Source organism: Catellatospora coxensis, assembly GCF_016862635.1.
Taxonomy (GTDB): domain Bacteria; phylum Actinomycetota; class Actinomycetes; order Mycobacteriales; family Micromonosporaceae; genus Catellatospora; species Catellatospora coxensis.
The window spans coordinates 50,638-73,459 of record NZ_BONI01000037.1; the positions used below are offsets into that span (position 1 = coordinate 50,638).

Annotated in this window: 23 protein-coding genes; 8 read left to right on the forward strand and 15 right to left on the reverse strand. The window is 72.9% G+C overall.

The window, feature by feature from the left end; all coding sequences use genetic code 11:
• Nucleotides 1-53 precede the first annotated feature (53 nt).
• A complete protein-coding gene (locus Cco03nite_RS21810; RefSeq protein ID WP_203694019.1) occupies nucleotides 54-968 on the forward strand; it encodes a GntR family transcriptional regulator in 915 nt (304 codons plus the stop codon).
• Between the two features lie 85 nt (nucleotides 969-1,053).
• On the opposite strand, the gene Cco03nite_RS21815 is transcribed toward Cco03nite_RS21810, so the two are convergent.
• From Cco03nite_RS21815 to Cco03nite_RS21850, 8 genes are all read right to left on the reverse strand, one after another.
• Entirely contained in the window at nucleotides 1,054-2,061 is a 1,008-nt protein-coding gene (locus Cco03nite_RS21815; protein WP_239167552.1) for a hypothetical protein, read from the reverse strand.
• Between the two features lie 219 nt (nucleotides 2,062-2,280).
• On the reverse strand, nucleotides 2,281-4,980 hold the full coding sequence (locus Cco03nite_RS21820; protein WP_239167553.1) for a PQQ-dependent sugar dehydrogenase: 2,700 nt from the start codon (nucleotides 4,978-4,980) through the stop codon (nucleotides 2,281-2,283).
• Nucleotides 4,981-4,992: 12 nt separating this feature from the next.
• A complete protein-coding gene (locus Cco03nite_RS21825) occupies nucleotides 4,993-5,640 on the reverse strand; it encodes a hypothetical protein (protein ID WP_203694020.1) in 648 nt (215 codons plus the stop codon).
• Nucleotides 5,637-6,209, reverse strand: a complete 573-nt coding sequence (locus tag Cco03nite_RS21830) for an RNA polymerase sigma factor (RefSeq protein ID WP_203694021.1) — start codon at nucleotides 6,207-6,209, stop codon at nucleotides 5,637-5,639. Before Cco03nite_RS21830 ends, Cco03nite_RS21825 begins: the two co-directional genes overlap by 4 nt.
• A gap of 189 nt (nucleotides 6,210-6,398) precedes the next feature.
• Nucleotides 6,399-7,709 (reverse strand): ferredoxin reductase family protein, encoded by a 1,311-nt coding sequence (locus tag Cco03nite_RS21835; RefSeq protein WP_203694022.1) that lies wholly within the window; start codon nucleotides 7,707-7,709, stop codon nucleotides 6,399-6,401.
• 76 nt (nucleotides 7,710-7,785) lie between these two features.
• The gene (locus Cco03nite_RS21840; protein WP_203694023.1) at nucleotides 7,786-8,400 is read right to left on the reverse strand and encodes a TetR/AcrR family transcriptional regulator; all 615 of its coding nucleotides are present in this window, start codon (nucleotides 8,398-8,400) and stop codon (nucleotides 7,786-7,788) included.
• Nucleotides 8,400-9,203: a fatty acid desaturase family protein gene (locus tag Cco03nite_RS21845; RefSeq protein ID WP_203694024.1), complete on the reverse strand. Its 804-nt coding sequence runs from the start codon at nucleotides 9,201-9,203 to the stop codon at nucleotides 8,400-8,402. The genes Cco03nite_RS21840 and Cco03nite_RS21845 overlap by 1 nt, the downstream gene beginning before the upstream one ends.
• 55 nt (nucleotides 9,204-9,258) lie before the next feature.
• A complete protein-coding gene (locus Cco03nite_RS21850) occupies nucleotides 9,259-10,839 on the reverse strand; it encodes a phytoene desaturase family protein (RefSeq protein ID WP_239167554.1) in 1,581 nt (526 codons plus the stop codon).
• Nucleotides 10,840-11,085: 246 nt separating this feature from the next.
• On the opposite strand from Cco03nite_RS21850, the gene Cco03nite_RS21855 reads away from it, so the two are divergent.
• Nucleotides 11,086-11,424 carry a DUF3817 domain-containing protein gene (locus tag Cco03nite_RS21855; RefSeq protein WP_203694025.1) on the forward strand — a complete coding sequence of 113 codons (339 nt, stop codon included), beginning with the start codon at nucleotides 11,086-11,088 and terminating at the stop codon, nucleotides 11,422-11,424.
• Between the two features lies 1 nt (nucleotide 11,425).
• Here Cco03nite_RS21855 and Cco03nite_RS21860 read toward each other — a convergent pair whose 3' ends face one another.
• Complete coding sequence (locus Cco03nite_RS21860) at nucleotides 11,426-12,076, reverse strand: TMEM175 family protein (protein WP_203694026.1); 651 nt, start codon at nucleotides 12,074-12,076, stop codon at nucleotides 11,426-11,428.
• An 83-nt stretch (nucleotides 12,077-12,159) separates the two neighbouring features.
• On the opposite strand from Cco03nite_RS21860, the gene Cco03nite_RS21865 reads away from it, so the two are divergent.
• The gene (locus Cco03nite_RS21865) at nucleotides 12,160-12,633 is read left to right on the forward strand and encodes a hypothetical protein (RefSeq protein ID WP_203694027.1); all 474 of its coding nucleotides are present in this window, start codon (nucleotides 12,160-12,162) and stop codon (nucleotides 12,631-12,633) included.
• 4 nt (nucleotides 12,634-12,637) lie between these two features.
• On the opposite strand, the gene Cco03nite_RS21870 is transcribed toward Cco03nite_RS21865, so the two are convergent.
• Nucleotides 12,638-12,865, reverse strand: a complete 228-nt coding sequence (locus tag Cco03nite_RS21870) for a hypothetical protein (RefSeq protein ID WP_203694028.1) — start codon at nucleotides 12,863-12,865, stop codon at nucleotides 12,638-12,640.
• A 170-nt stretch (nucleotides 12,866-13,035) separates the two neighbouring features.
• On the opposite strand from Cco03nite_RS21870, the gene Cco03nite_RS21875 reads away from it, so the two are divergent.
• A complete protein-coding gene (locus Cco03nite_RS21875) occupies nucleotides 13,036-13,596 on the forward strand; it encodes a GNAT family N-acetyltransferase (protein ID WP_203694029.1) in 561 nt (186 codons plus the stop codon).
• Here Cco03nite_RS21875 and Cco03nite_RS21880 read toward each other — a convergent pair.
• Together Cco03nite_RS21880 and Cco03nite_RS21885 are read right to left on the reverse strand one after the other, a co-directional pair.
• Entirely contained in the window at nucleotides 13,542-16,091 is a 2,550-nt protein-coding gene (locus Cco03nite_RS21880; protein ID WP_239167555.1) for a DUF4132 domain-containing protein, read from the reverse strand. The genes Cco03nite_RS21875 and Cco03nite_RS21880 overlap by 55 nt on opposite strands.
• Nucleotides 16,091-16,483: a hypothetical protein gene (locus Cco03nite_RS21885; RefSeq protein ID WP_239167556.1), complete on the reverse strand. Its 393-nt coding sequence runs from the start codon at nucleotides 16,481-16,483 to the stop codon at nucleotides 16,091-16,093. The genes Cco03nite_RS21880 and Cco03nite_RS21885 overlap by 1 nt, the downstream gene beginning before the upstream one ends.
• A 119-nt stretch (nucleotides 16,484-16,602) precedes the next feature.
• On the opposite strand from Cco03nite_RS21885, the gene Cco03nite_RS21890 reads away from it, so the two are divergent.
• Both Cco03nite_RS21890 and Cco03nite_RS21895 read left to right on the forward strand, forming a co-directional pair.
• A complete protein-coding gene (locus tag Cco03nite_RS21890; RefSeq protein ID WP_203694030.1) occupies nucleotides 16,603-17,292 on the forward strand; it encodes a YoaK family protein in 690 nt (229 codons plus the stop codon).
• 70 nt (nucleotides 17,293-17,362) lie between these two features.
• Nucleotides 17,363-18,253, forward strand: coding sequence for an arginase family protein (locus tag Cco03nite_RS21895; RefSeq protein ID WP_203694031.1), 891 nt, complete (start codon nucleotides 17,363-17,365; stop codon nucleotides 18,251-18,253).
• A gap of 11 nt (nucleotides 18,254-18,264) precedes the next feature.
• Here the strand turns inward: Cco03nite_RS21895 and Cco03nite_RS21900 are convergent, their stop codons facing one another.
• Nucleotides 18,265-19,743 (reverse strand): SDR family oxidoreductase, encoded by a 1,479-nt coding sequence (locus Cco03nite_RS21900; protein WP_203694032.1) that lies wholly within the window; start codon nucleotides 19,741-19,743, stop codon nucleotides 18,265-18,267.
• A 157-nt stretch (nucleotides 19,744-19,900) separates the two neighbouring features.
• Between Cco03nite_RS21900 and Cco03nite_RS21905 the strand changes: the two genes are divergently transcribed.
• The gene (locus Cco03nite_RS21905; RefSeq protein ID WP_203694033.1) at nucleotides 19,901-20,218 is read left to right on the forward strand and encodes a putative quinol monooxygenase; all 318 of its coding nucleotides are present in this window, start codon (nucleotides 19,901-19,903) and stop codon (nucleotides 20,216-20,218) included.
• Nucleotides 20,219-20,249: 31 nt separating this feature from the next.
• Here Cco03nite_RS21905 and Cco03nite_RS21910 read toward each other — a convergent pair whose 3' ends face one another.
• Nucleotides 20,250-20,891 (reverse strand): response regulator transcription factor, encoded by a 642-nt coding sequence (locus Cco03nite_RS21910; RefSeq protein ID WP_203694034.1) that lies wholly within the window; start codon nucleotides 20,889-20,891, stop codon nucleotides 20,250-20,252.
• Between the two features lie 4 nt (nucleotides 20,892-20,895).
• Nucleotides 20,896-22,155, reverse strand: coding sequence for a sensor histidine kinase (locus Cco03nite_RS21915; protein WP_203694035.1), 1,260 nt, complete (start codon nucleotides 22,153-22,155; stop codon nucleotides 20,896-20,898).
• Between the two features lie 131 nt (nucleotides 22,156-22,286).
• Between Cco03nite_RS21915 and Cco03nite_RS21920 the strand changes: the two genes are divergently transcribed.
• A complete protein-coding gene (locus tag Cco03nite_RS21920; RefSeq protein ID WP_203694036.1) occupies nucleotides 22,287-22,796 on the forward strand; it encodes an SMI1/KNR4 family protein in 510 nt (169 codons plus the stop codon).
• Nucleotides 22,797-22,822 lie beyond the last annotated feature (26 nt).

A 22,822-nucleotide genomic window follows, 5' to 3' on the forward strand; every position in this document is an offset into this window, starting at 1 on the left:
ACGAGGTGGGCGCGATGAGCGCCCGTCGGGACGGATCTGGTGTACTAGTACGCGTGAGCACCGAAGCGCCGTTCCGGCAGATCGTCGGGCAGATCCGGGCCCAGATCGACGGCGGGCAGCTGCGCCCCGGCGACCGGATCCCGTCGGCCCGCCAGATCACCGCCGAGTGGGGCGTGGCGATCGCCACCGCTACCAAAGTGCTGGCCACGCTTCGCGCCGAAGGCCTGGTCGAGGCGGTACGCGGGGTCGGCACCGTGGTCGCCGACCGCGCCGAACCCGCCGAACCCGCGCGGCGGGAACGCCGGCCGCGCCCGGCCGCCGCCGAACCGACCCGCGAGCAGCTGGTCCGCCACGCGCTGGCGCTCGCCGACGCCGAGGGCCTGGAGGCGGTGTCCATGCGCCGGCTGGCCACCGAGTTCGGGCTGGCCACGATGAGCCTCTACCGCTTCGTCCGCGGCAAGGACGACCTGGTCCGGCTGATGATCGACGCTGCGTTCGCCGAGGCGCCGCTGCCCGCCGTACCCCCCAAGGGTGTGCACGCGCAGCTCATCCTGGTCAACCGCCAGCTGTGGGGCATCTTCCGCCGCCATCACTGGCTCGCTCCCGCGATGTCGATCACCCGGCCGGAGTTCGCGCCGCACGGCATCAGGTACACCGAGTTCGCGCTCGCCGCCCTGGCCCCGCTCGGCCTGTCCGTGACCGAGATGATGCACATCCACCTGGCCGTGTTCGCGTTCGTCCGGGGCCTGGCCATGGGCTTCGCCACCGAGGCGCAGGCGGCCCAGCACACCGGGATGACCAGCGACGAGTGGATGGAACGCCAGGGCCGGGCCTTCGACGACCTGATCGGCTCCGGCCGCTTCCCGATGGTCGCCCGCATCGCCGAGATCCCCGACTTCGACCTGGCCCTCGACGCCGTCCTCGACTACGCCCTCCCCCGCTTCCTCGACGGCATCCTGCCCAACTGAAAGGAAGGGCACCGTCGGCTCGCGTCAGCGAGACGAGCAGCAGCCCGGCACATCGCAATGCGATGTAGAAGGTGCCCTTCCCAACTCAGCCCTGGTACAGGTTGGACGTGTAGGTGCGGGACAGCGTGCCGGGGATGGTGAAGTACTCCACGGCGACCTTCGCCGGGTCCGTCGCGAGCTGGCCGCGGCCCGGCAGGTCGTTGCCGTCGTCCCAGCCCCACGGCGCGTTGGCCGAGTTGGTGGTGCAGTCGTAGGTGCCGTCGCCGCAGTCGCCGGAGTCGTCCCCGGCGAACGTGCCCGCGCTCGCGAACAGGCTGCTGTTGGCCCGCTGCGCCCACAGCCCGCCCGCCGCGAAGATGTCGATCAGCTGGTATCGCACGTCGCGGTCGTCGCCGCTGCTCGGCGTCTCGGCGACCGTGGACGGGTAGTACACGATGCCGTCCCCGTTGATGCTGTACTGCGGGTACGCCTTCAGCCCGTGGCCCTTGGCCTCCTGCGCGGTGACCGGGTGCTGGAAGCCGTCGTGCGGCGAGGACTGCAGCTGCAGGGTGCCGTCGACGCTCTCCCGGCCGCTGGACCAGGTGCTGCCCGACGGGGTGTACGAGAAGAAGTCGGTGTGCGCGACCGTGACAGCCGCGCGCAGCACGCCGTAGTCGGAGCCGTCGCGCTCGACGACCAGCAGCACGCCCTCGCCGTCGTTCTCGTGCTCGGTCTCGAAGAACGGGTGGTCGGTCCAGTCACGCGGGTGGAAGAACAGGTAGGTCAGGTACCAGTGGGTGCCGGTCTCCACGACGGAGTAGTAGGCGTGCGCGGCCAGCGAGACCCCCGCCTGGCCGGTGCGGTCCCAGTTGTTGCGGCCGTTGAGGTCGCCGTCGAAGTCGACCTTCGTGATGTAGTCGGACTTCCCGCTCAGCGCGTGGCTGCCGGTGGCGTCGACGTCCTGGTAGTGGATCGGCGCCCAGCGCAGCGCGAGTTGCGCCCTGGTCACCGCCGCGCCGGCCGCTGTGGGGACGGCGAGCCCGGCGGCCGTGAGCGCGGCCGTCAGCACAGCCACCACCAGGGATCGCCCGGTGATCCTGAACCTGTCGAGCATGAGTGCTCTCCCTGCATCCGTGTCGATAGATGGATGCAGATGTTAGGCGCAACGGCGGTCCACGCATATGGCCACGCGGCGAATCGTCGATGGACGGTGATCGAAGATCCCATCGGTGCGCGGACAGGTTTCCGCGGCGGCGTTCACATCATCTTTGCTGTGGGCACAGCAAAGATGATGTGAACGCGCGCCGAGACACCACTTCCGGCGTGGCCCGGGTCAGCCCAGCGCCACGTGCAGGATGCGCTCGTTGCTGTTGTTCGGCACGCTGTCCTTGTCGCCGGTGTTCGACGTGGTCAGCCAGATGCCGCCGCTCGGCGACGGCTCGACCGTGCGCAGCCGCCCGTACGTGCCGACGAAGTACGACTGCACGTTCGTCAGGCTCGTGCCGCTGATCACCGCCCGGTACAGGCGCGTGCCGCGCAGGCAGGCCACGTACACCGCGTCACGGACGACGGTGAGGCCGCTGCACGAGCCCTCCGAGGTGGGATAGGTGCGTTTGGGCGCGATGAGACCGGCCGTGCCGCAGGTCCCCGTGGTGCCTTCGCAGTTCGGCCAGCCGTAGTTGCCGCCCCGCTCGATCAGGTTCGTCTCGTCCATGACCGTGTTGCCGAACTCCTGCTCCCACAACCTGCCCTGCGCGTCGAACGCCAGCCCCTGCGGGTTGCGGTGCCCGTAGCTCCAGACCAGGTTGCCGAACGGGTTGTCGGCGGGCACGGTGCCGTCGGGGTTGAGCCGCAGGATCTTGCCTTCGAGCCGGTTGCGGTCCTGCGCCCAGGACCCGTTCTGCGCGTCGCCGGAGGAGGCGTAGAGCTTGCCGTCCGGCCCGAAGCGCAGCCGCCCGCCGTCGTGGTACTTGTTGCGCGCCATACCGCTGACCAGCACCGCGAGCGTGGAGGTGTCGAGCCGGTCGTTCACCACCCGGATCCGCACGACGCGGTTGTCGGTCGGCGAGGTGTGCATGACGTACAGCCAGCCGTCGGTGGCGTAGCTCGGCGCGACCGCGATGCCCAGCAGGCCGCCCTCGCCGTCGGTGCTCTGCACGTTCGGCACGGTGCCCAGGGTCGTCTTCACGCCCGTGGCCGGGTCGAGCCGGATGATGTCGTGGGCGTCGCGGCGGGAGTACACGATCGACCCGCCGGGCAGCGTGGTCAGGCCCCACGGGATGTCGGTGTCGGTCGCCACCTGGGTGACCGCGCAGACCGTGCAGCCGCCGGTGGTGGCCACCGTCGCGGTGTTGCTCGCCGGGCCGGTGTTGCCCGCCGCGTCACGGGCCCTGACCTGGTACTGGTAGGTGGTGTTCGCGGCGAGCCCGCTGTCGATGAACGTGGTCGCCGGCGGGTTGCCGCTGACCGTGCCGACGACCGCCCCGCCGCGGTACACGTCGTAGGCCCGTACGCCGATGTCGTCGGTCGCGGCCGTCCACTGCAGCGTGACGGTGGTGCCGGACGCGGACCCGGCGAGCTGGGTCGCGGCGGTGGGCGGTGTGGTGTCGGTCTGGCACTGCGGCGGCGTGATCGTCACCGTCGAGCTGGCCTGCGACACGTTGCCGGCGGCGTCGCGCGCGTTGACGTACAGGCCCCAGGTCGCTCCCGGCACGACGGTCAGGTTCACCGACGGCGTGCCGCCGCCGACCGACGTCATCTGCTGCCCGTCGTGGTAGACGTCGTAGAACGCGACGCCCACGTCGTCCGTCGAGGCGTTCCAGGCGAAGGTGACCGAGTTGCAGGTCAGGTTGCTGATCCGGGCGTTGCCGGGCACCGTCGGCGGCTGCGTGTCCGCGGGTGGGGGCGACGTCGGCGTGGTCGTGCCCGTGCAGGTGACGCCGTTCATGGTGAACGCGGCCGGAATCGGGTTGCTGCTTGTCCAGCTGCCGTTGAAGCCGAACGCGGTGCTCGCGCCGGTCGCCAGCGCCCCGTTGTAGGGCGCGTTGCGCACGGTGACCTGGCTGCCCGACTGGGTGTGGCTGCCGTTCCACAGCTGGGTGACGGCCTGCCCGGCCCCGAAGGTCCAGCCGACCTGCCAGCTGCTGACCGGGTCGCCGAGATTGGTGAGGGTGACGTTCGCGCCGAAGCCGCCCTGCCACTGGCTGGAGATCGCGTACGTGACGCGGCAGCCCGCGGCGGCCTGCGCGCTGATGGCGGTCACGGCGCCGGCCGCGACCAGGACGGTGGTGGCGGTCAGCAGGACCGCCAGGCGGCGTCTCGAGGTTCTCATGGGGCCTCCGTTGACGAACAGGACATCGCGGGCACAGGCCTCGACGACATCATGGACCGGGATCGAGGGGTCGGCTGCGCGACGGCGCATCGCCGTCGGCACCGCCTTGTCGTCAGCCGGTGGAGGAACGCGTCTGCCCTGTACGCGACCGGCGTCCACGCGCAGCGTGGCAAAGACTCCCGTTCGGAGCTTAACGGACACATAGGGCCACCACAAGCGACGCAGATCGATGTCCCGGACGCGGGCAAGCGCGACGGCGGCTCCGCTCAAGCCGGCCCGGCGGCGACCTCCGGCGCGCCGTCGCCGGGCAGCTGCCCCCAGCTCAGCGCCGAACCCCGACACCGACAGCACGGTGGCCCGGGTGTGCCCGCTCATCGTGTGCTGCAGCCGCGCCTCGGTCAGCGCGCTGCCCAGCGCCATCGCCGCGATCAGCGCCGCGATGACCAGGGGCACCCCGGCCGTCGCCACGCCCAGGTCACGGACCAGCAGCGGCCCGTACTCGTCGAGGGCGCTCAGGCTCGGCACCGCCGCCGCCGCACTGCCCAGGCAGGCCAGCACGCTGCCCGCGGCGATCAGCCCGAACCCGCCGAGGGCGTACGCCGGGGCGGCCAGCGCGCTGGCGGCCAGCATCGAGACCATCGCCACGGTCGCGGCCCGCCCCGCGAGCGCGGTGTAGCGCTCCGTCGCGCAGCACGGGGTCACTGCGGCCGACCGTCAGTTCGCGGTTCCACCCGGTGGCGTCGGGCGGGCCAGGCACTGCGGCACGGTCACGACGACCCACGGGCGCACCATCGTGCTGTGCGCCTGCTCGTCGATGGCGTAGCCGATGACCAGCTGATCCGCGGCCGGAATGTGCTGCGGCCGGATGACGACGTAGACGCCCTCGTCGCGCAGCTGGTAGTCGACCGGGGACGTGGCGTGCTCCGGGGTGCCCGGCAGCGGGAACTCGTACGCCGCGTCGACCGCCGGCTGGCCGGCGCACTGGTCGGCGGGCACCATGCCCATCACCACGGTGCGCGCCCCGGCCTGCGCCAGCTCGGCGTTCAGCTTCGCCGGGTCCGTCAGCTCGTCGGCTCGGAAACTCACCACCACCGACCCGTCCGCGTTCACCCCGACCGAGTACGCGGGCGAGGCCCAGGGCGCGGCCACTGCCAGCACCCCGGCGGCCGCGAACACGGCGGTCCCGGCCAGGGCCGTCGCGAGACGGCGGCGGGCCGGTCGCGGCCGGGCGGGCGGGTTGTCCTCGGTGGCCAGCACCCGGTCGAGCATGGCGCGGGCGTACGGGTCGTGCGGGTCCGGTGCGGGCGGGGCCGGGTCGGCGGCCCTCAGCCGGGCCAGGGCGGTGCTGCTGCGGTCGTTCATGAGCTGGTGCTCCCTTCGGCGACGATCGACGGCATGGACGGGCGGGATGTCGCACGGGCACCGGGTTCCTCGGTGGCCAGCAGCCGGGCCGCGAACCGTTTCCGGGCCCGGTGCAGGCGCACCTTCACCGCGGTCCGGCTGCAACCCAGCACGACGGCGACCTCGGCCACGTCCAGGCCCTCCCACTCGGTCAGGCGCAGGACCTCCTGATCGGCCTCGGACAGCCCGGCCAGCACGGCGCGCACCCGCAGGTGCTCGCCGACCTGCCCGGCGTGGTCGTCCACGACGGCGTCGGCGTCGACGGCCGCCTTCGCGGACAGCCGCTCCCGGCGGGCGCGGGCCCGCAGCTCGTTGGCGATCACGTGCCGTGCGGTGGCGTACAGCCAGGCCCGGGGGTGTTCGGCAGGCACCTCGGCGAAGCGCCGCCATGCGACGAGGAACGTGCCGGCGACGACGTCCCCGGCCGCGTCGGGGCCCACCCGACGAGTGGCGAAACGCGTCAGCTCCGCGAAATGGGCGTCGAACAGCTCTTCGAAGCGCTCTCCGGCGGCCGCGTTGTCTGGTTCCATGCCTGGGAATGTCCGCCTGCCGCGCTCGGGTTACCGGTCGCCACAGATCATCTCCCGGCGGGTGCCCGGTGGTTGCGGCAGCCGGGTCAGGCCTGCGCGGCGGCGAAGAGCGCACTGGCCGCCAGCAGCACCAGCGCGAGCGCCAGGACGAGCCGGGTCACCAGAGCATGACGCATCGCCGACCCCCGCTCAGACCCAGTTGAAGCGTTCGGTGTGGATGCGGGCGGGAGCCGCGCCGAGGGCGACGAGCGCGTCCTGCACCGCGTCCATCATCGGATCGGCTCCGCACACGAAGTACTGCCAGCGTCGGTGACCGGCCGGCAGGTGGCGGCGCAGCAGGTCCGCGGTGACGTGGCCGGTCTCGCCGGTCCAGCCGGGCGGCGGCTCGTCCAGGGTGTGCACCACGCTCACGTCGGGCCGGGCCGCGAGCCGGTCGAGCTCCTCCCGGAAGGTGACCTCGTCCCAGCTCCGGTTGGCGATCACGGCGAGGACCGGTCGCCGGTCGCCGCGGTCGGCGAAGGTACGCAGGATGCTGACCATCGGGGTGACGCCGACGCCGCCCGCGATCAGGCAGAAGCCCGGCCCCTCGTACAGGTCGGGGCTGAAGACCCCATGCGGGCCGTCGAGGTAGGCCCTGGTGCCGACGTCGAGACCGGCGACGGTCGCGGTGAAGTCGCCGAGCGCCTTGATGCTCACGTCGACCGTGCCGGCCGCCTCGCCGCTCGACGACAGCGAGAACGGGTGCTTGGTCAGCGAGAACGGCGAGCGGCCGAGCGCGAACCACGCGTACTGGCCAGGCGCGAACCGGAACCCGGGGTGGCCGTCGGCGCGCAGCGTGAGCGTCGTCGTGCGGCCTCGCTCCGGGGTGACCCGCTCGACGGTCCACGGGCGGCGGAGCTGCGTGAGCGGTTTGCCGACCCGCACCCATACCAGCAGGGTGACGAACGCCGCCGACATGAGGATCCACAGCGCGCGTTTCCATGCGGTGTTCAGGTAGTGGTCGACGAGCAGCGCGTGCATCAGCGCGGCCACGATGACGACGACGGCGAGCACCGCGTGCAGCGCGTGCCACGCCTCGTACGACAGCCGCAGTCGCCTGCGCCACAGCGACGACGCGACGAGTACGAGCAGCGCGAGCGTCGACAGCAGCGCCCAGCGGACCCGCGCGGGCGTGTCCTCGGCGAACGGCCGAACGACCAGGTCCCACGGTGCCGAGATCGCCACGTGCACCAGCACGAAGACGAGGCCGACCAGACCCATCTCGCGATGGAACTGCACCAGCGCGTCGGTGCCGAACGGGGCCGCGACCGCCCGGAACCGGGCGACGAGCGCGAACTCCAGGCCCATCAGGGCGAGCCCGACGAAGCCGAGCGCGGCGGAGAACTCGGTCGCGAAGCCGCGGCCCGGACCCGGCGCGCCGATCACCGCGAACACCAGTGGCGCGATGGTGACGCCGAGGAACAGCCCGATCCACAGCGCGCCCCGCACGACAAGGCTCATCGGGTCACCTCCGGCCCGGCGGGTTAGGAGCGCTTTCAGATGTTTTGTCCCGCCAAGGTGCACCGTACCCCGCAGGTCAGGCCGATCCGTCCGGTTCGGCCAGGCTGAGTCGCCACGCGTCGACCAGCGGGGCGAAGCGTTCCGCGGCGTCGAACAGAGCGTCCGGGCCGAGCCGGTGGGCGTCCAGGTGGGACAGCATCTCCATGCCGAGGTAGAGGGCGACCGCCGCGGTGGCGACCTCGCGCACCGGGATCAGCTCGGCCAGCGGCGTGCCCGCGAGCAGGCGCTCGATGACCCCGGCCGCGAAGTCCTGCCACACCGCGGTCTGCACCTTGACCTGCTCGGCCAGCCGGGCGTTGGCGTTCGCGGCGGCGACCAGCTCCTGCACCGCGGCGATGTGCCCGGCCGCGCCGTCCTCCTCGTAAAGGTGGCGCAGCCGGGCCAGGGTGTCCGCGGCGGTGCTGACGCCGTCGAGTTCGGCCCGGTAGCGGGCCAGCCGGGCCTCGCTGGTGAACTGCGACGTGGCGACGAACAGGTCGTCCATGTCGGTGAAGTGGTAGTAGATGACGCCGGGCGCGAACCCGCCGGTCCTGGCGATGGCGCGGGCGGTGCAGCGGCCGTAGCCCTCGTCGGCGAGGGTGCGGACGGCCGCGTGCAGCACCCGCGCCCGGGTGTCGGCGCGTGGCGGCATCAGATGACCCGGACCGGGCGCACGCCCGCCGCGGACAGGTGCGGGTCGAGGCGGCGGGCCAGCTCGGGCAGGCGGTGGCTGGGGATCTGCGGGTACAGGTGGTGCTCCAGGTGGTAGGTCAGCTCGAGGAAGATCGCGGGGATGACCCTCCCGCGCAGCGTACGCGTCTGCGTCAGCGGCTCGTCGCCGTAGTCGTGGTGCGGCAGGTAGACGGTGAGCAGCGGGTAGACCCAGCTGCCGACGATCGCCATCACCGCGTACGCCAGCAGCGCCGGGGTCACCGGCCACAGCAGCGCTCCCCCGGCCAGCGCGGCGACGGGCATCGCCGCCTCGGCCAGCAGCCAGGTCCGCAGCCCCCGGTCGCCACGGGCGCGCCGCCACGACCACCACCACAGCCGGGCCAGGAACACCGGTCCGTACAGGACGGCCCCGAGCAGCGACAGGTTCGCCGGGTAGCCCTCGGGGTCCTCGTCGCTGGGGAACAGCCGGTGGTGCTGCAGGTGGGTGGACCGGTACGCGTGCCCGCTCTCCAGCAGCACGAGGCCGGTGAAGAACAGCGCCCACTCGGTCTGCCGCGCGGTCAGGCCCAGGGCCCGGTGCACCACGTCGTGGGTCACGGTCACCACGGACACGAACACCCCGAACACCACCAGCGGCGTCAGCCACCACCAGCCGGCCCACGCGACCACCGCGAAGACCCCGATCATCGCGTACGGCCGCACGAGCGCGACCCGGGTGCGCCACCGCGACACGGCCAGCAGGTCCGTGCCGACCTCGCTCAGGCTCGGCAGTTTCGCGCTCATGCCTTCTCCTCGCTGCGATCGTCGGCGGCACTGCGGAGGCAACTGATTCGCTCGCTCATGCCCGCACCCCCGCCCCGCGCAGCACGTCCTCGGCGACCAGGCGGCTGCCCAACACGCACGCCACGGTGCCCAGCCCCGGCCACGTCGTGTCGCCGACCTGCCAGAACCCCGGCAGCGCGGTGCGGTGCGGCACGGCGAACTGGTTGGAGTTGCGCAGTGTCTGCCGCACCCCGCCGACCGCCCCGCGGGGCCGCCGGGTGAACCGCTCGTAGCTGCGCGGTGTGCCGACCTGCCGGACCACGGCCTGCTCCCCCAGCCTCGGGTACACCCGCCGGGCGTGCTCGATCAGGCGCTGCCCGATCTCCTGCTTGCGTGCCGCGTACTCCGGCTCGGACAGCCCCTGCCACCCGGCCAGCTCGGTATGCGTGGAGATCATCACAGCGCGGTGGCCGGGCGGCGCGCTGACCTCGTCGCCGGGCGAGGACACGGACACGAACATGTTGTTGCCCTCCCCGAGCGGCCGCGCGTAGTCCTGCATCAGCTGGTGGTGGGTGAACTCCTGCCCGGCGACCTCGTGCTCGGGCACGCCCAGGAACACCACCACCGCCCCGCCCAGGTCGGGCTCGTCGCGCTCCAGGTACGGCCGCAGCCCCGCCGCGACCGGCGTGCCGGCCGCCACCTGGGCCGTGATCGGCGCGGGCAGCGCGCTCACCACGGCGGACGCCGCGACGTCGCCGCGCGCGGTGTGCACCGTGTAGCCGGCGGCGTCACCATCCCTACGCTGTCCTAGGAGGCTGCCCCGGTGGGCGACCCGCTCGACGCGGCAGCCGGTGCGCAGGTCGCCACCGAGCGCGCGGTAGTGCCCGACGAGCACCCGCCAGAACCCGTGCATGCCGCCGCGGTGCCTGGTCAGCCCCGCCCCGCGGATGGTCACCCCGAGCGCGGCGTTGATCAGCGGCGCGCGGTCGACGGTGCTGTGCACGGTGTCCTCGACCAGCATGCCGAGCAGCGATACCAGCGAGTCCTGGTCGCGCAGCCCGTGCGCCCGCAGCGCGTCGCCCATGGTCCGCCCGAGATGGCGGACCAGCGGCAGGTGCCGCAGCCCGACCGCGCGCAGGTCGTGCAGCGCGTCGCCGGGGGTGCGGACCGGCAGCCGGATGCCGGACCGGCTGGCCGCCCAGAACACCTCGGCGAGCCGGTCGAGCTCGGCCCAGAAGCGCCGGTGCGCCCGGGTGTCGCCGAGCGTGCGCAGCCGTTCGGCGTGCCAGCGGGACTGCTCGCGGTGCAGCGTGACGACCCGGTCGGGCAGCCAGGCGACGTATCCGGGCAGCTGCTCGGCGTCGAGCTCGGGCGCGCCGGTCGTGGTGAGCAGCTCGTCGCCGACGCCGCCGGGCGCGAAGTCGACCAGGGTGGTCGCGCCCACGTCGAAGGAGAACCCGCGGTGGCGGAAGTAGCCGGCGCAGCCGCCGGCGTGGCCGTGCGCCTCGAAGACGATCGTGGACAGGCCCGCCGCCTGCAGCCGCAGCGCGGTGGCGAGCCCCGCGAGCCCGCCGCCGAGCACCGCGACGTCGCGGTGCCGGGGCAGGTCACGGGACCGGGTGCGGGTCGGCGTCCGGGAGGAGCCTACGGGCGCCACATGATTCTGAACATCTGTTCTGAACACATGTTCAAATTAGAACCCGCCATCCATCGAGTCAATGCCATGTTTCGAGGACGCCGCCGGCAGGAGCGCGGACCTTCAGCTGGTTTTCACATGCCTGCCAGGCTGCTTCGTGGATCAACGGTTAGGGTCACGCCGATCACAGCAGCGTGGCGAGCCCGGCCCCGGGCGCCGGCGCGGCTCTATGATCGGCTCCGTCACCGCCGACTTCCTGGAGAGTTCATGTCGAGCACCGCAGGCCGCTGGTTCCGCTATGCCGCCATCGCCGAGACCTTCTCCTGGGTCGGCCTGCTCATCGGCATGTTCTTCAAGTACATCGTGGTCAAGAACGACATCGGCGTGTTCGTCTTCGGCCGGGTGCACGGCGCGATGTTCGTCTTCTACCTGGTGACCCTGGTGTGGGCGGCCCGCGTGCACCGCTGGAGCCTCGCCCGCCTCGTCGTGGGCGGCGCGGCGTCCATCCCGCCGTTCCTGGGGCTGCTGTTCGAGCGCTGGGTCGCCAAGCGCACGCCGGACGTCGCGCCCGCCGAGCCCGAGCCCGCGGCCGCCACCGCCCGCTGAGCTACTCCAGCACGTCGGACCCGGCCGGGGCGCGACGGCTCATCCAGATCCCGAACGGGATCGACAGCAGCCACATCGCCGCGGCCACGGCCGTACCCACGAAAAACGCCACCGGGATCGACAGCAGGAACGCCACCACCGGCGACAGCGCCATGATCGAACCCCAGCGCATCACGTCCGGGGTCACCTTCACCCGCAGCAGGCCGGCCGTCCAGGCATACCGCAGCAGCACCACCTCCAGGCCGCTGACGATCGCGCCGGTCACCGCGTACGCGCTGACGGCCAGCGGGTTGCCGAAGTAGTCGCCCAGCAGCGCGGTCGGGAACGGCATGAACGCGATGAACGCCAGGTAGACCATGTTGCGCGCGATCAGGCCGTAGTCGACCCCGTGCATCACGCTGAACATCTTGTGGTGGGCCAGCCAGTACCGGCCGATCAACGCGAACGACAGGAAGAAGCCCGCGAACTCCGGCAGCAGGTCGACGAGCTTGGACAGCAGCTCGCGGGTGCTGCCGACGTCGCTCAGGCGGGGCACGCCGACCTCGACGATGAGCAGGGTCATCGCGATCCCGAACAGGCCGTCGCTGAACGCGGTCACCCGGCCGAACTCCACCGAGTCGCGCGCCCAGACCCGCGCGGAGCCTCGCACCACATGATCACTTTAGGTCGGAAACGAGGCTTGAGCGGCTGGAATCCGGCATGCGCAGAGGATCATCAGCGGTTAGCCTGTCGCGCGTGTCCCCCTTCCTGGCCGCCGCGCTGCACGCCAACGGGCAGCTGCCTTCCGAGAGACTGCCGTGGATCGCAGCCGGCTGGCTGGCCGCGGGCCACGACGGACCCGCGCTGCGCGAACTCGCCGGTCTGAGCGCGAGCGACTACCAGGAAGCCGCCGACCTGCTGCCCGCGGCGCTGGCGGAGACCGGCCTGGCGCCGCTGACCGAGGAGCTGGGCGCCCGCGCGTTCCTCGACCACCTTTACACGGGTGTGCTCGACGGCAGGTTGGGCGAGGGCGACCTCTGCTGGAAGATGTCCGACCTGCGTAATCACGCCGACGCGGTGCACGGCGTCTGGCCGTTCGACGAGCTGGCGCAACTCGAATACGAGTTCAACGTCTTGTACGGCTCCCCCACCGACGTGCAGGAGCAGATCGTCCGCAGGCTCTGCCAGGACCACCGGGACCGGTACTTCGCAGGCGAGGCGATCGCCTAGCCGGTCACGCCTCCGGCGCGGGCCGCCGTCCCCCGCGCCATTTGGCCAGGTACGGCAGCGCGAACAGGTAGAGGCCGCTGAACAGGAGCAGCGCGAGCGGCAGCAGGGGCACGTAGGAGACCCAGACGATCGGCTCCTGCTGGGCCAGCGCGACGAACGTGGCCACGACGGTCACCGTGAAGGCGACCGACAGCCAGCGGTGGACCTGGCGGATCCACTTGTTCCAGTTCATGGCGACCTCCGGAGCGGAACGGACCTCGGCCCGTGGTGGTGTTCGGCAGGCCGACGCTATGCGCGGCCGCCCCGCCCGCGCTTCTCGAATCCTGACCGATCCGGCCCGCGGGCGCGACGAGCCGTGAAAACCGGGTGCCCGTCGGGCGGCGGTCGCCCATCATCGACCTCGTGATCGATCCAGACGCACCTCGGGTGAGTTCGACCGCGCGGCTGGTGCTGCGGGCGCCGGAGCAGGCCGACCTGGAGCGAGTGTTCGCGCTGTACGCGGACCCGCTGGTCTGGGGCCCGGATCCGCTGTCCCGGCACGAGGATCCGGCGCAGACCGAGCGCATGATCGGGAACTGGCGGGCGGCCTGGGACCGCGACGGCCTCGGCATGTGGACCGCCTGGCACGGCGACGAGTTCGTCGGCATCGGCGGCTGCTTCGTCCGTTACGGCGTCGCCTGGAACCTCGGCTTCCGGCTGCGCCCCCGCTGCTGGGGACGCGGGTACGCGCAGGAGATCAGCGCGGCGGCGATCGGCGCGGCACGCGAGCACCGCCCCGAGCTTCCCGTCACCGCGTACCTGCTGGAGGGCAACGAGCAGTCGACCCGCGCGGTCGAGCGGACCGGCCTGCGGCAGGTGTGGCGCGGGCCGGACGCGGGCAACCCCGACCCCGCCGCGATCCGGCTGGTCTACGCGGACCAGCCGGTGTCGCCGACGGTGCTGACCGCCCTCACCGAACGCTGACCCGCCGGCTCAGAGGCGATCTGGCGGGTGATGCTCGGGTCGGTGATCGCGGTGTCGCGGGCGAGCAGCATGGCCTTGCTGAGGATGACCGCGAGCACCCGGTCGCCGTCGAAGGGCAGGAACACCCCGCCGGCGCCCGCCGCGGCGCGCTGGTTCGGCACGATGCACAGGTACTGGTCGTTCGGGCTCATCAGGATGTTGCCCGAGCCCAGGTGGATCCGGTACGTGCGCAGGTCGCCGCGGACGACCAGGAAGCGGTCCTCGACCGTGGCCCGGTCGGCGATGGCCAGCCGGGGCACGATCCTGGTCAGCAGGTCGCGGCGGGTCTGCGCGGTGCCGGACAGGTCACCGAAGCTGTACGAGTTCCAGTACTCCTGGAACCGCCCCTGCGGGCCGCCGTCCTGCCAGGTCGGGTCGTTGCCGACGCTGGCCACGCCGACGAACAGGTCCACGTCGCGCATGATCTCGCTGAACACCAGCGGCGGGATCTCGGCCAGCGGCAGCCCGTCGGCGGGCCGGTCCACGCCGTAGCGGTAGCCGCCGCCGGAGCCGTGCACCGTGTGCTCGCGCGCGCCGACGGCGTAGAAGCGCACCTGGTCGGTGGTCAGCCGCAGGTAGGCGCCGCTGTCGGTGAGGTCGTCGAGGTAGCTGTCGCCGTCGCCGGCGCCCTCCACCCAGTACTCGGCGCGCAGGCCCCACTCGGGCAGGTCCCGAGTGGTCGGCGGGAAATCGTCGTCGACCATCAGCCGCAGCTTGTCGCGCCAGCCCCGGGCCGCCGCGAGGGCGTGGAACTGGTGCTGGCGCAGCACGTGCGCGGCGTACCGGTTCGAGTAGGTGCCGGTGCGCTCCTCCGCCGCGGTGAGCACGTACACCTCCCGGTGGGCCTGCTTGAACGGCTGCACCACCAGCTCGCGTTCCAGGCGCTCGCGCCAGGCCAGCACCTCCTCGACCGGCCGGCCGATGGGATGCCACAACCGCACCGCCGACCCGGGGCCCGCGTCCGCCGGCGCGCCGTGCAATGTGGTCAGGTCCTCGCCCGACCAGGCGCAGGGCTGCTCGTCGACGATCCAGATGAGGCGGCGGGTGATCGTGCCCAGCACCGGGTGGTCGAGCTGGCGCTCCCGCCAGGCGCCGTACCGCCAGACCCGCTGCTTGAGGAACTGCCGGTCCAGGCGCTCGGCCTGCGCGGACAGCATCTTCTCCAGGTCCTTGACCGCCGCCTTCAGCTCGCCGAACGCTTCGGCGTGGTCGCGGCGGACCGCGGCCGGCGGGGACTTCACGGGCCGCCCCGCGGCGTTGAACCAGACGGTGCGTACCCCGTCGGCGCCGACGGTCGTCTCGGCGCGCACGTCGCCGAAGTCGTCGACGCGGCGGCCGACCTCGGTCAGCCCGTACCCGGGCACGGCCAGCTCCTCCACCTCGTCGCGGGTCAGGCCCAGCGCCGCCGCCCGCGTGTCGAGGGCGGCGGTGAGCTCCTTGAGCGTGCCCTTGTAGGTGACCCGGGTCGCCAGCCGGGCGAGCTGCGCCAGCCCGGCCTCGGACGCGGACAGCGCCAGCATCTGCACCGCCGTGTTGGCGGTCTTCGGGTTGCGCGGGCCGAGCCCGGCCACCTTGCGCAGCGACGTCTCCACGAGCGCGCCGAGCACGCGGGCGGTGTCGTCGTGCGCGGGCAGCAGGCCGAGCAGCCAGATCAGGCCGCGCAGGGTCGTGCTGTTCCAGGAGTCGAAGGACTCGTTGACGTCGGCGTCGTAGCCACGGCGGATGAGCCGCTGCGTGCGCGGCCGGCCGACCAGTGACAGCCACCCGGTCAGCACCGCACGGGCGTCCTCGTCACCGATCGCGGCCAGCGCCGCCCGTCCGGCCCGCTCGAACTTCGCGGTCATCTTCGCGCTGGTGGCGGTGCCGGCGTGGGTGACCAGGGCGAGCCAGGGCGCGCCCAGGCCGGGCAGGTCGGCCAGCACCCGGTCCGCCCAGGCCTCACCCGGGTTGAGCAGTGGCGCGTCGATCTCGGCGAGCGCGGCGTCGAGCTCGCGCATGCTGTGGTAGCCCATCCGGCTGGTGCGGCGCATGGCCGCCACGTACGGCACCGGCACGGGCCGGCCCAGCGCGACCAGGCGGCGGGCCCAGGTCACGTGGCCCGCGTCGTGGGTGGTCCAGCGGGTGCCCGCGATGTGCAGGGACAGCTCGATCCGGTCGTCCAGCTCGGGCCGCCACAGCAGCCGCATCAGGCGGGTGACGAGCTCGAACAGGTTCTCGTTCACCGCCGGCCGGGCTTCGGCGCGCATGCGCTCGACCAGGGTGAGCAGCAGTTCCCGGTGAACCTGAACGTCCAGCGACCGCAGCACGTCCTCCGCGGACGGGTTGGCGAAACCCCAGGCCCCGTTGTTGACCTCGGCCAGCTCGACGAGCCGGGCCACGACCTCGGGCACGTCGCCGCCGTCGACGGCGGCCTGCAGCGCGGCGACCTGGGCGGGGTATTCGGCCAGCCCCGTCATCAGCCACCCACCAGCGGCACGAGCTTCAGGAACGTGACCTCGACCGCTCGGTGCACCGGCACCGCCGCGTCGAGGTCCTCGACCTGCCGGTCGTCGACGAGGACCACGAACCCGTTCCGGGCGAACGCCTCCACCGCCCGGCTGAACTGCTCCTCGGCGTCGACCTGCCGGTGCTTGCCCATCCGGAACCCGTCGCGCGTGGACTCGGTGCCACCGGGCTGCACCAGGCCCCGGAAGTGGTCGCCGCCGGCCGCGTTGTGCTCCGCGACCTCCTGGAACACCCGCCGCCGGATGATCTCGCGCAGCGTCAGCTGCTCCTCGGACATCTCCAGCTGCCACGCCGCGCCGCGGTCGCCCGCGGTCGTCTCGTCGACAAAGGTCACCATCGCCATGGCCGCGCAGTCTAGGGCGTCGCCCCGACATCCACTCGCCGTGCGGGCGGCGGCCCGGACAAGCCATTCGCGACACATGCCCGGCGTCGACCGGCAAACATCTTCAGGAGGGGGTGACGATGGCTGAACCGGGCGGCGGCCCGTACCGGACGTCGCGGTCGTTGCGCCTGATCGTGCTGCTCACGATGGCCGCCGGGTTCCTCGACGCGTACACGTTCCTCGGCCGCGGCGGGGTGTTCGCCACCGCGCAGACCGGCAACGTCGTGCTGCTCGGCGTGCAGGCGGCGCAGGCGCAGTGGGCCGAGGCGCTGCGGCACGTGCCGCCGATCGTCGCGTTCGTGGTCGGGGTGTGGACGGCCGAGACGATCCGGCTGCCCCGGATGGCGGCGGTGCTGCGCCGGCCGGTGCGGGCCGCGCTCGCCCTGGAGATCCTCGTGCTGGTCGGGGTCGGCCTGCTGCCGTCAGGCAGCTCGGACGAACTGGTCGCCGTCATGATCGCCTTTGTCGCCTCGGTGCAGATCACCTCGTTCGGGCTCATCGGCCGGTGGCCGTTCAACACGACGGTCACGACCACCAACCTGCGTAACGCGTCCCAGGCCGTGTACGGCGCGGTCGTGCGCCGCGACGCCGACGCGGCCGCGCAGGCGGGCAGGCTCTGGCCCGCGATCGCGTCGTTCGCCGCGGGAGCGCTGCTCGGCGGCCTGGCCACGGCCCGCCTCGGCGACCGTGCGGTATGGGTGGCGACGGCGCTGCTGCTCACCGGCCTGGCGCTGTTCCTGGCCGACGACCGCCGGCACGGCGCCGGCTGAGGCGGTCAGGGCGCGGTGACCGGCGGCGTGCCTGCTTGCCGGTGCCGCGGGTGGCGGCGAGACTCGACCCGTGATCACGGTGGTGGGTGTGCCGATCGACTGTGTCGGCGTGCCCGAGGCGGGCGACCCGCCGTTCGGGACCGAGCTGGCGCCCGGTGCGCTGCGCGCCGCGGGCCTCGTCGGGGCGGTGGGCGGCCGCGACGGCGGCGACCTGCCGGTACGCCTGGTCGGCCGGGTCCGCGACGAACGCACCGGCGTGCTCGCCTGGCCCTCGGTGCGCACCATGACCGACGTGGTCCGCCGCCACGTCCACCAGCTGATCACGGCCGGTCACCTGCCGCTGGTCGTCGGCGGGTGCTGCACGCTGCTGCCCGCCGCGCTCGCCGGGGCGCGCGACGCGCTCGGCGGCACCGGCCTGGCCTACCTCGACGGGCACCTGGACCTCTACGACGGGCACACCTCCCCCACCGGCGAGCCGGCCGACATGCCGATCTCCGTGGTCACCGGGCACGGGCCGGTGGACTGGGTGGACCTGGTCGGCGGACCGCTGGTCGTCCCGGAGCGGCTGCGGCTGCTCGGGCCGCGCGACCGCGCCGAGGCTGTGGAATACGGCTCGGTGCTGCCCGAACAACTCGGCTACCTGCCCGAGTCCACGCCCGCCGACCTGCAGGAACGGGGCATGGCCGAGGCCGGTGCGGCGGCCCGCGACGCGCTGGCCCCGGGTGGCCGGTACTGGGTGCACCTGGACGTCGACGTGCTCGACGAGCAGGCCTTCCCCGCCACGGACTACCTGATGCCGGGCGGGCTGCGGCTGGCCGAGCTCCGGGAGCTGATGCGGCCGCTGACCGCGTCCGGCGCGCTGGCCGGGATCTCGGTCGGCTGCTACAACGCCGCGAAGGACCCCGACGGATCGTGCGCGACCGCCCTGGTCGGCCTGTTCGGCGACCTGCTGGCCCGCTGACCCCGGCCGGCTCAGGCGCGCTCGGCGGCGCGGGCGATGTTGCGGGCCATGTCCCCGAAGACCAGCGTGTGCAGCGGCGCGGTGGTCCGCCAGTAGAGGTGCCCGGCCAGGCCGCGGGGCACGAACACGCTGCGCTGCTCGTACCGGCTGCCCCGGGGATCGTCGCAGACCCGCATCTCCAGCCAGGCGCGGCCCGGCAGCTGCATCTCGGCCCGCAGCCGCAGCAGCCGCCCCGGCTCGACCTCCTCGACCCGCCAGAAGTCCACCGTCTCCCCGGCCCGCAGCACTGCGGGGTCGCGGCGGCCGCGGCGCAGGCCGATCCCGCCGACGGCCTTGTCGAGCAGCCCGCGCGCGGTCCAGGCCAGGTCGGAGGAGTACCAGCCGTTGTCGCCGCCGATCCCGGAGACGACCTCCCACAGCGCCGACGGCGGGGCCTTGACCCGCTCGCTGTGCTCGTCGACGTAGACGTCGCCGCCGGACCAGTCCGGATCGGTGGGCAGCGGCTCCGCCGGGGCCCGCGTCCACGACCCGGTCGACCAGTGCGTCTCCACCTCCGCGTCGCGGATGCGCAGCAGCGCCAGCCGGACCGCCTCGTCGAACGGCTTCAGCCCGCCCGTCGGGTCGGTGACGTACTTGACGATGTCGTGCTCGTGGCAGACCGCCTCGTGGACCAGGCTCTCCACCAGCGGGGTCGCGATCGCGCCCGGCACCGGCGTGACCAGGCCGACCCACAGCGACGACAGCCAGGGCGACAGGGTGCGCACCGGCACGACGACCCGGCGGTTGAGCCCGGCCACCCGGGCGTAGCGGCTCATCATCTCCCGGTACGTCAGCACGTCCGGGCCGCCGATGCCGAAGGAGCGGTTCACGTCGCCGGGCACGCTCGCCCAGCCGACCAGGTAGTGCAGCACGTCGCGGACCGCGATCGGCTGGATGCGGTTGCCGACCCAGCGCGGGGTCACCATCACCGGCAGCCGCTCGGTCAGGTGCCGCAGCATCTCGAAGGACGCCGAGCCGGAGCCGATGATCACCGCGGCCCGCAGGGTCACCGTGGGCACGCCCGAGGTGGCGAGGATCCGGGCGACCTCGTCGCGCGAGCGCAGATGCGCCGACGCCCCGTCGGTCCGGTCCGGGGCGGGACCGCCCAGGTAGACGATGCGCCGTACGCCCTCCTGCCGGGCCGCGTCGGCGAAGGTCTGCGCGGCGCGCCGGTCGGTGTCCTCGAAGCCCGGCGAGCCGAGCGAGTGGACCAGGTAGTACGCGACCTCGACACCGCGCAGCGCGCGCCGGGTCGAGGCGTGGTCCAGGACGTCGGCCTCGGCGATCTCGGCCTGCTCGGCCCAGGGCACGTCACGCAGCCGCACCGCCGACCGGGTCAGGCAGCGCACCCGGTGCCCCGCCTCGATGAGCCGCGGGGCGAGCCGTCCGCCGATGTACCCGGTCGCCCCGGTGACCAGCACCTGCCGGCCGCTCCCGGCCCGCCCGACCATACGCTCAGCCTAGGGCCGGCACACCGGTGCGCAGGGCGGATTCATCGGCACAGGGCATGATCACACCGTTACCGGAGTAATCGGCTATATCGGACCGCCGATCTCGATACTCTCGCCTGGGATGACGCCTGATCCCTGCCCGGCGACAGGAGCGCACATGGTCACGATCGGCCTCATGGCGACGCTGCACGCCGCCCCGGGCATGGCGGACGAGGTGGCCTCGTTCCTCACCGGCGGGCTGCCCCTGGTCCAGGCCGAGAAGGGCACCGTGGCCTGGTTCTGCTTCCGCATCGACGAGTCGACGTTCGGCCTGTTCGACGCCTTCGCCGACGAGGCCGCGCTGCAGGCCCACCTCGACGGCGACCTCGCCGGCGCCCTGATGGGCCACGCCGGCCAACTCCTCGCCAAACCCCCCGAAATCCGCACCGTCCACCTCCTCGCCGCCAAACTCCCCGCGTCCACCCCCACCCCGTAGCCGGCGCTGCGGTTTGGGCGGGGGCGGCGGGTCAGGTGCGGAGGTAGGTGAGGACGGCGAGGACGCGGCGGTGCTGGTCGGCGTCGGGGGGCAGGTCGAGTTTGGTGAAGATGTTGCCGATGTGCTTCTCGACCGCGCCGTCGCCGATGACCAGGGCCCGGCCGATCGCGGTGTTCGAGTAGCCCTGCGCCATCAACTCCAGGACCTCGCGCTCGCGGGGAGTCAGGGTCTGCACCGGGTCCCTCCTGCCGCGCAGCATCAGCTGGGCGATGACCTGCGGGTCGAGCACCGTCGCGCCGGAGCCGACCCGGTCCAGCGCGTCCAGGAAGCCGTCGACGTCGACGACGGCGTCCTTGAGCAGGTAGCCGACGCCGCCCCGGCCGTCGGCGAGCAGCTCGTCGGCGTACGCCAGCTCGACGTACTGCGACAGCACCAGCACCCGGGTGCCGGGAGCGGACCGCCGGGCCTGCACCGCCGCGCGCAGCCCCTCGTCGGTGTGGCTGGGTGGCATGCGCACGTCGACCACCGCGACGTCCGGCGCGTGCGCGGCGACGGCCTCGACCAGGGCCGGCCCGTCCCCCACCGCGGCGGCGACCTCGTGGCCTGCCTCGATCAGCAGCCGGACGATGCCCTCGCGCAGCAGCACGCTGTCCTCGGCGACGACGACGCGCATCCGCTCACGCCACCGGCACGGTCGACGGGGCCTGCGCGACCAGGATCGTCGGGCCGCCCGCCGGGGAGTCCACGGCGAACTCGCCGTCCACCGCGCGCAGCCGGTCGGCGAGCCCGGCCAGGCCGTGGCCCTTGGCCAGGTGCGCGCCGCCCACGCCGTCGTCGGTCACCATCACGTACACGCGACCATCCTGCTCGGTCACCTCGATGCGCGCGGCGGTGGCCCCACTGTGCTTGGCGATGTTGGACAGCGCCTCGGCGGCGACGAAGTACAGGGCGTTCTCGGTCGCCGCGGGCAGCCGTCCCGCGACGGCCAGGTCGAGGGTCACCGGCACCGTCGAGCGCTCGGCGAGCGAGGTCAGCGCGGCGGCCAGGCCCCGGTCGGCCAGGATCGGCGGCGCGATGCCGCGCGACAGCGCCCGCAGCTCGTCCAGGGTCTCCTTGGCCTGCCCGAGCGCGTCCTCGATGGTGTGCCCGGCGGCGTCCGGGTCGTCGGCGAGCTGGCGGCGGGCCCGGGACAGCTCCATGGCCAGCCGGATCAGCCGCTGCTGCGGGCCGTCGTGGATGTCGCGTTCCAGCTTGCGCAGCGCCACCGCCTCCGCCGACACCGCCGCGGCGCGGCCCTCGGCCAGGTCGTCGATGCGGCCCTGCAGCTGGGCGAGCCGGGTCAGCAGCATCGAGGCGAACCCGGCATGCAGCGCCGCCGCACCGCGCTGCACCGCGTACACGGTGAGCAGGGCGAACACGCCGACGAGGGTGTTGAACACGGTGCGGGTGGACTCGTTGTCGGCACCGAGGAGCTTCTCGATCACGATGTTCTGGCCGTCGTCCTCGGGGACGAAGCGGCCCCAGATCCAGTACGTGAGGCCGCCGAGTGCCATCGCCCACCAGGTCACCGTGAACACGAACGCGATGATCGCCAGGGGCAGGTTCAGGATGCCGTGGAGCAGGTCCAGCCAGCTCTGACCCTGGCGCAGCGGGTTGGTCAGGCGGCGGATCCAGCCGGCGCCCTCGGGTGCGGGCTGGTAGCGGGGGCGGTGCACCGGGCGGCCGTACAGCTTCTGCAGGCGCAGCCGCTCGATGTCGGCGAACCCGCGCGCGACCAGCAGCGCGGCGCCGAGCACGGCGACCCCGATGAAGAAGGTCACCAGGGTGCCGACGCCCGCGGCGAACAGGCTGACGCACAGCGCGAACGAGGCGACCGCGAGGGGCAGGCCGAGCAGGTTGTACGCGGCGTCTAGCCCGAGGCGGCGAAGGATCGTCATGCCGCAAGACGTTATGCGCCGCGCCGGCCCGTTCCCATCCCGCTGCCCGCCGAGGTGATGGTAGGGACAACCCCACCATCGCCGCGGACCTGGGCAGACCCCCTGTCGGCGGTGGGCCGTAGGCTTGCGCCGTGGCAGGGTTCGATGAGGTCAAGGCGACGTTCTGGGCCGGCCGCGACACCCCGATGACGCTGCCGCCGCTGACCGGTGAACTGCTCGGCGAGGCCGAGCGGGAGCTCGGCGTGACGTTGCCGTCCTCGCTGGTGGAGCTGCTGCGGCTGCGCAACGGCGGCGTCGTGGCGGACGCCTGGAACGCGTTCCCGACGGCCGAACCCACGTCGTGGGCGCCGGATCACGTGCCGTTCGACCATCTGGCCGGGATCGGGTCCGCGGCCGGCACGATCACCCTGTCCGACAACGCCTACCTGGTGCGGGAGTGGGACCTGCCCTCGCCGGTGGTGCTGCTGTCCGGCGACGGCCACTACTGGGTGGCGCTGGACTACCGGGCGTGCGGCGCAGCCGGCGAGCCGTCCGTGACCTGGCTCGACGCGGACTTCGGCACCGAACTGCACCTCGCCGACGACTTCCGCGCTTTCGTCTGCGGGCTCACCAGGAGCGACCACTTCGACGAAGCGGACTGAGCCCGGCCGAAACCCGCACGACATCG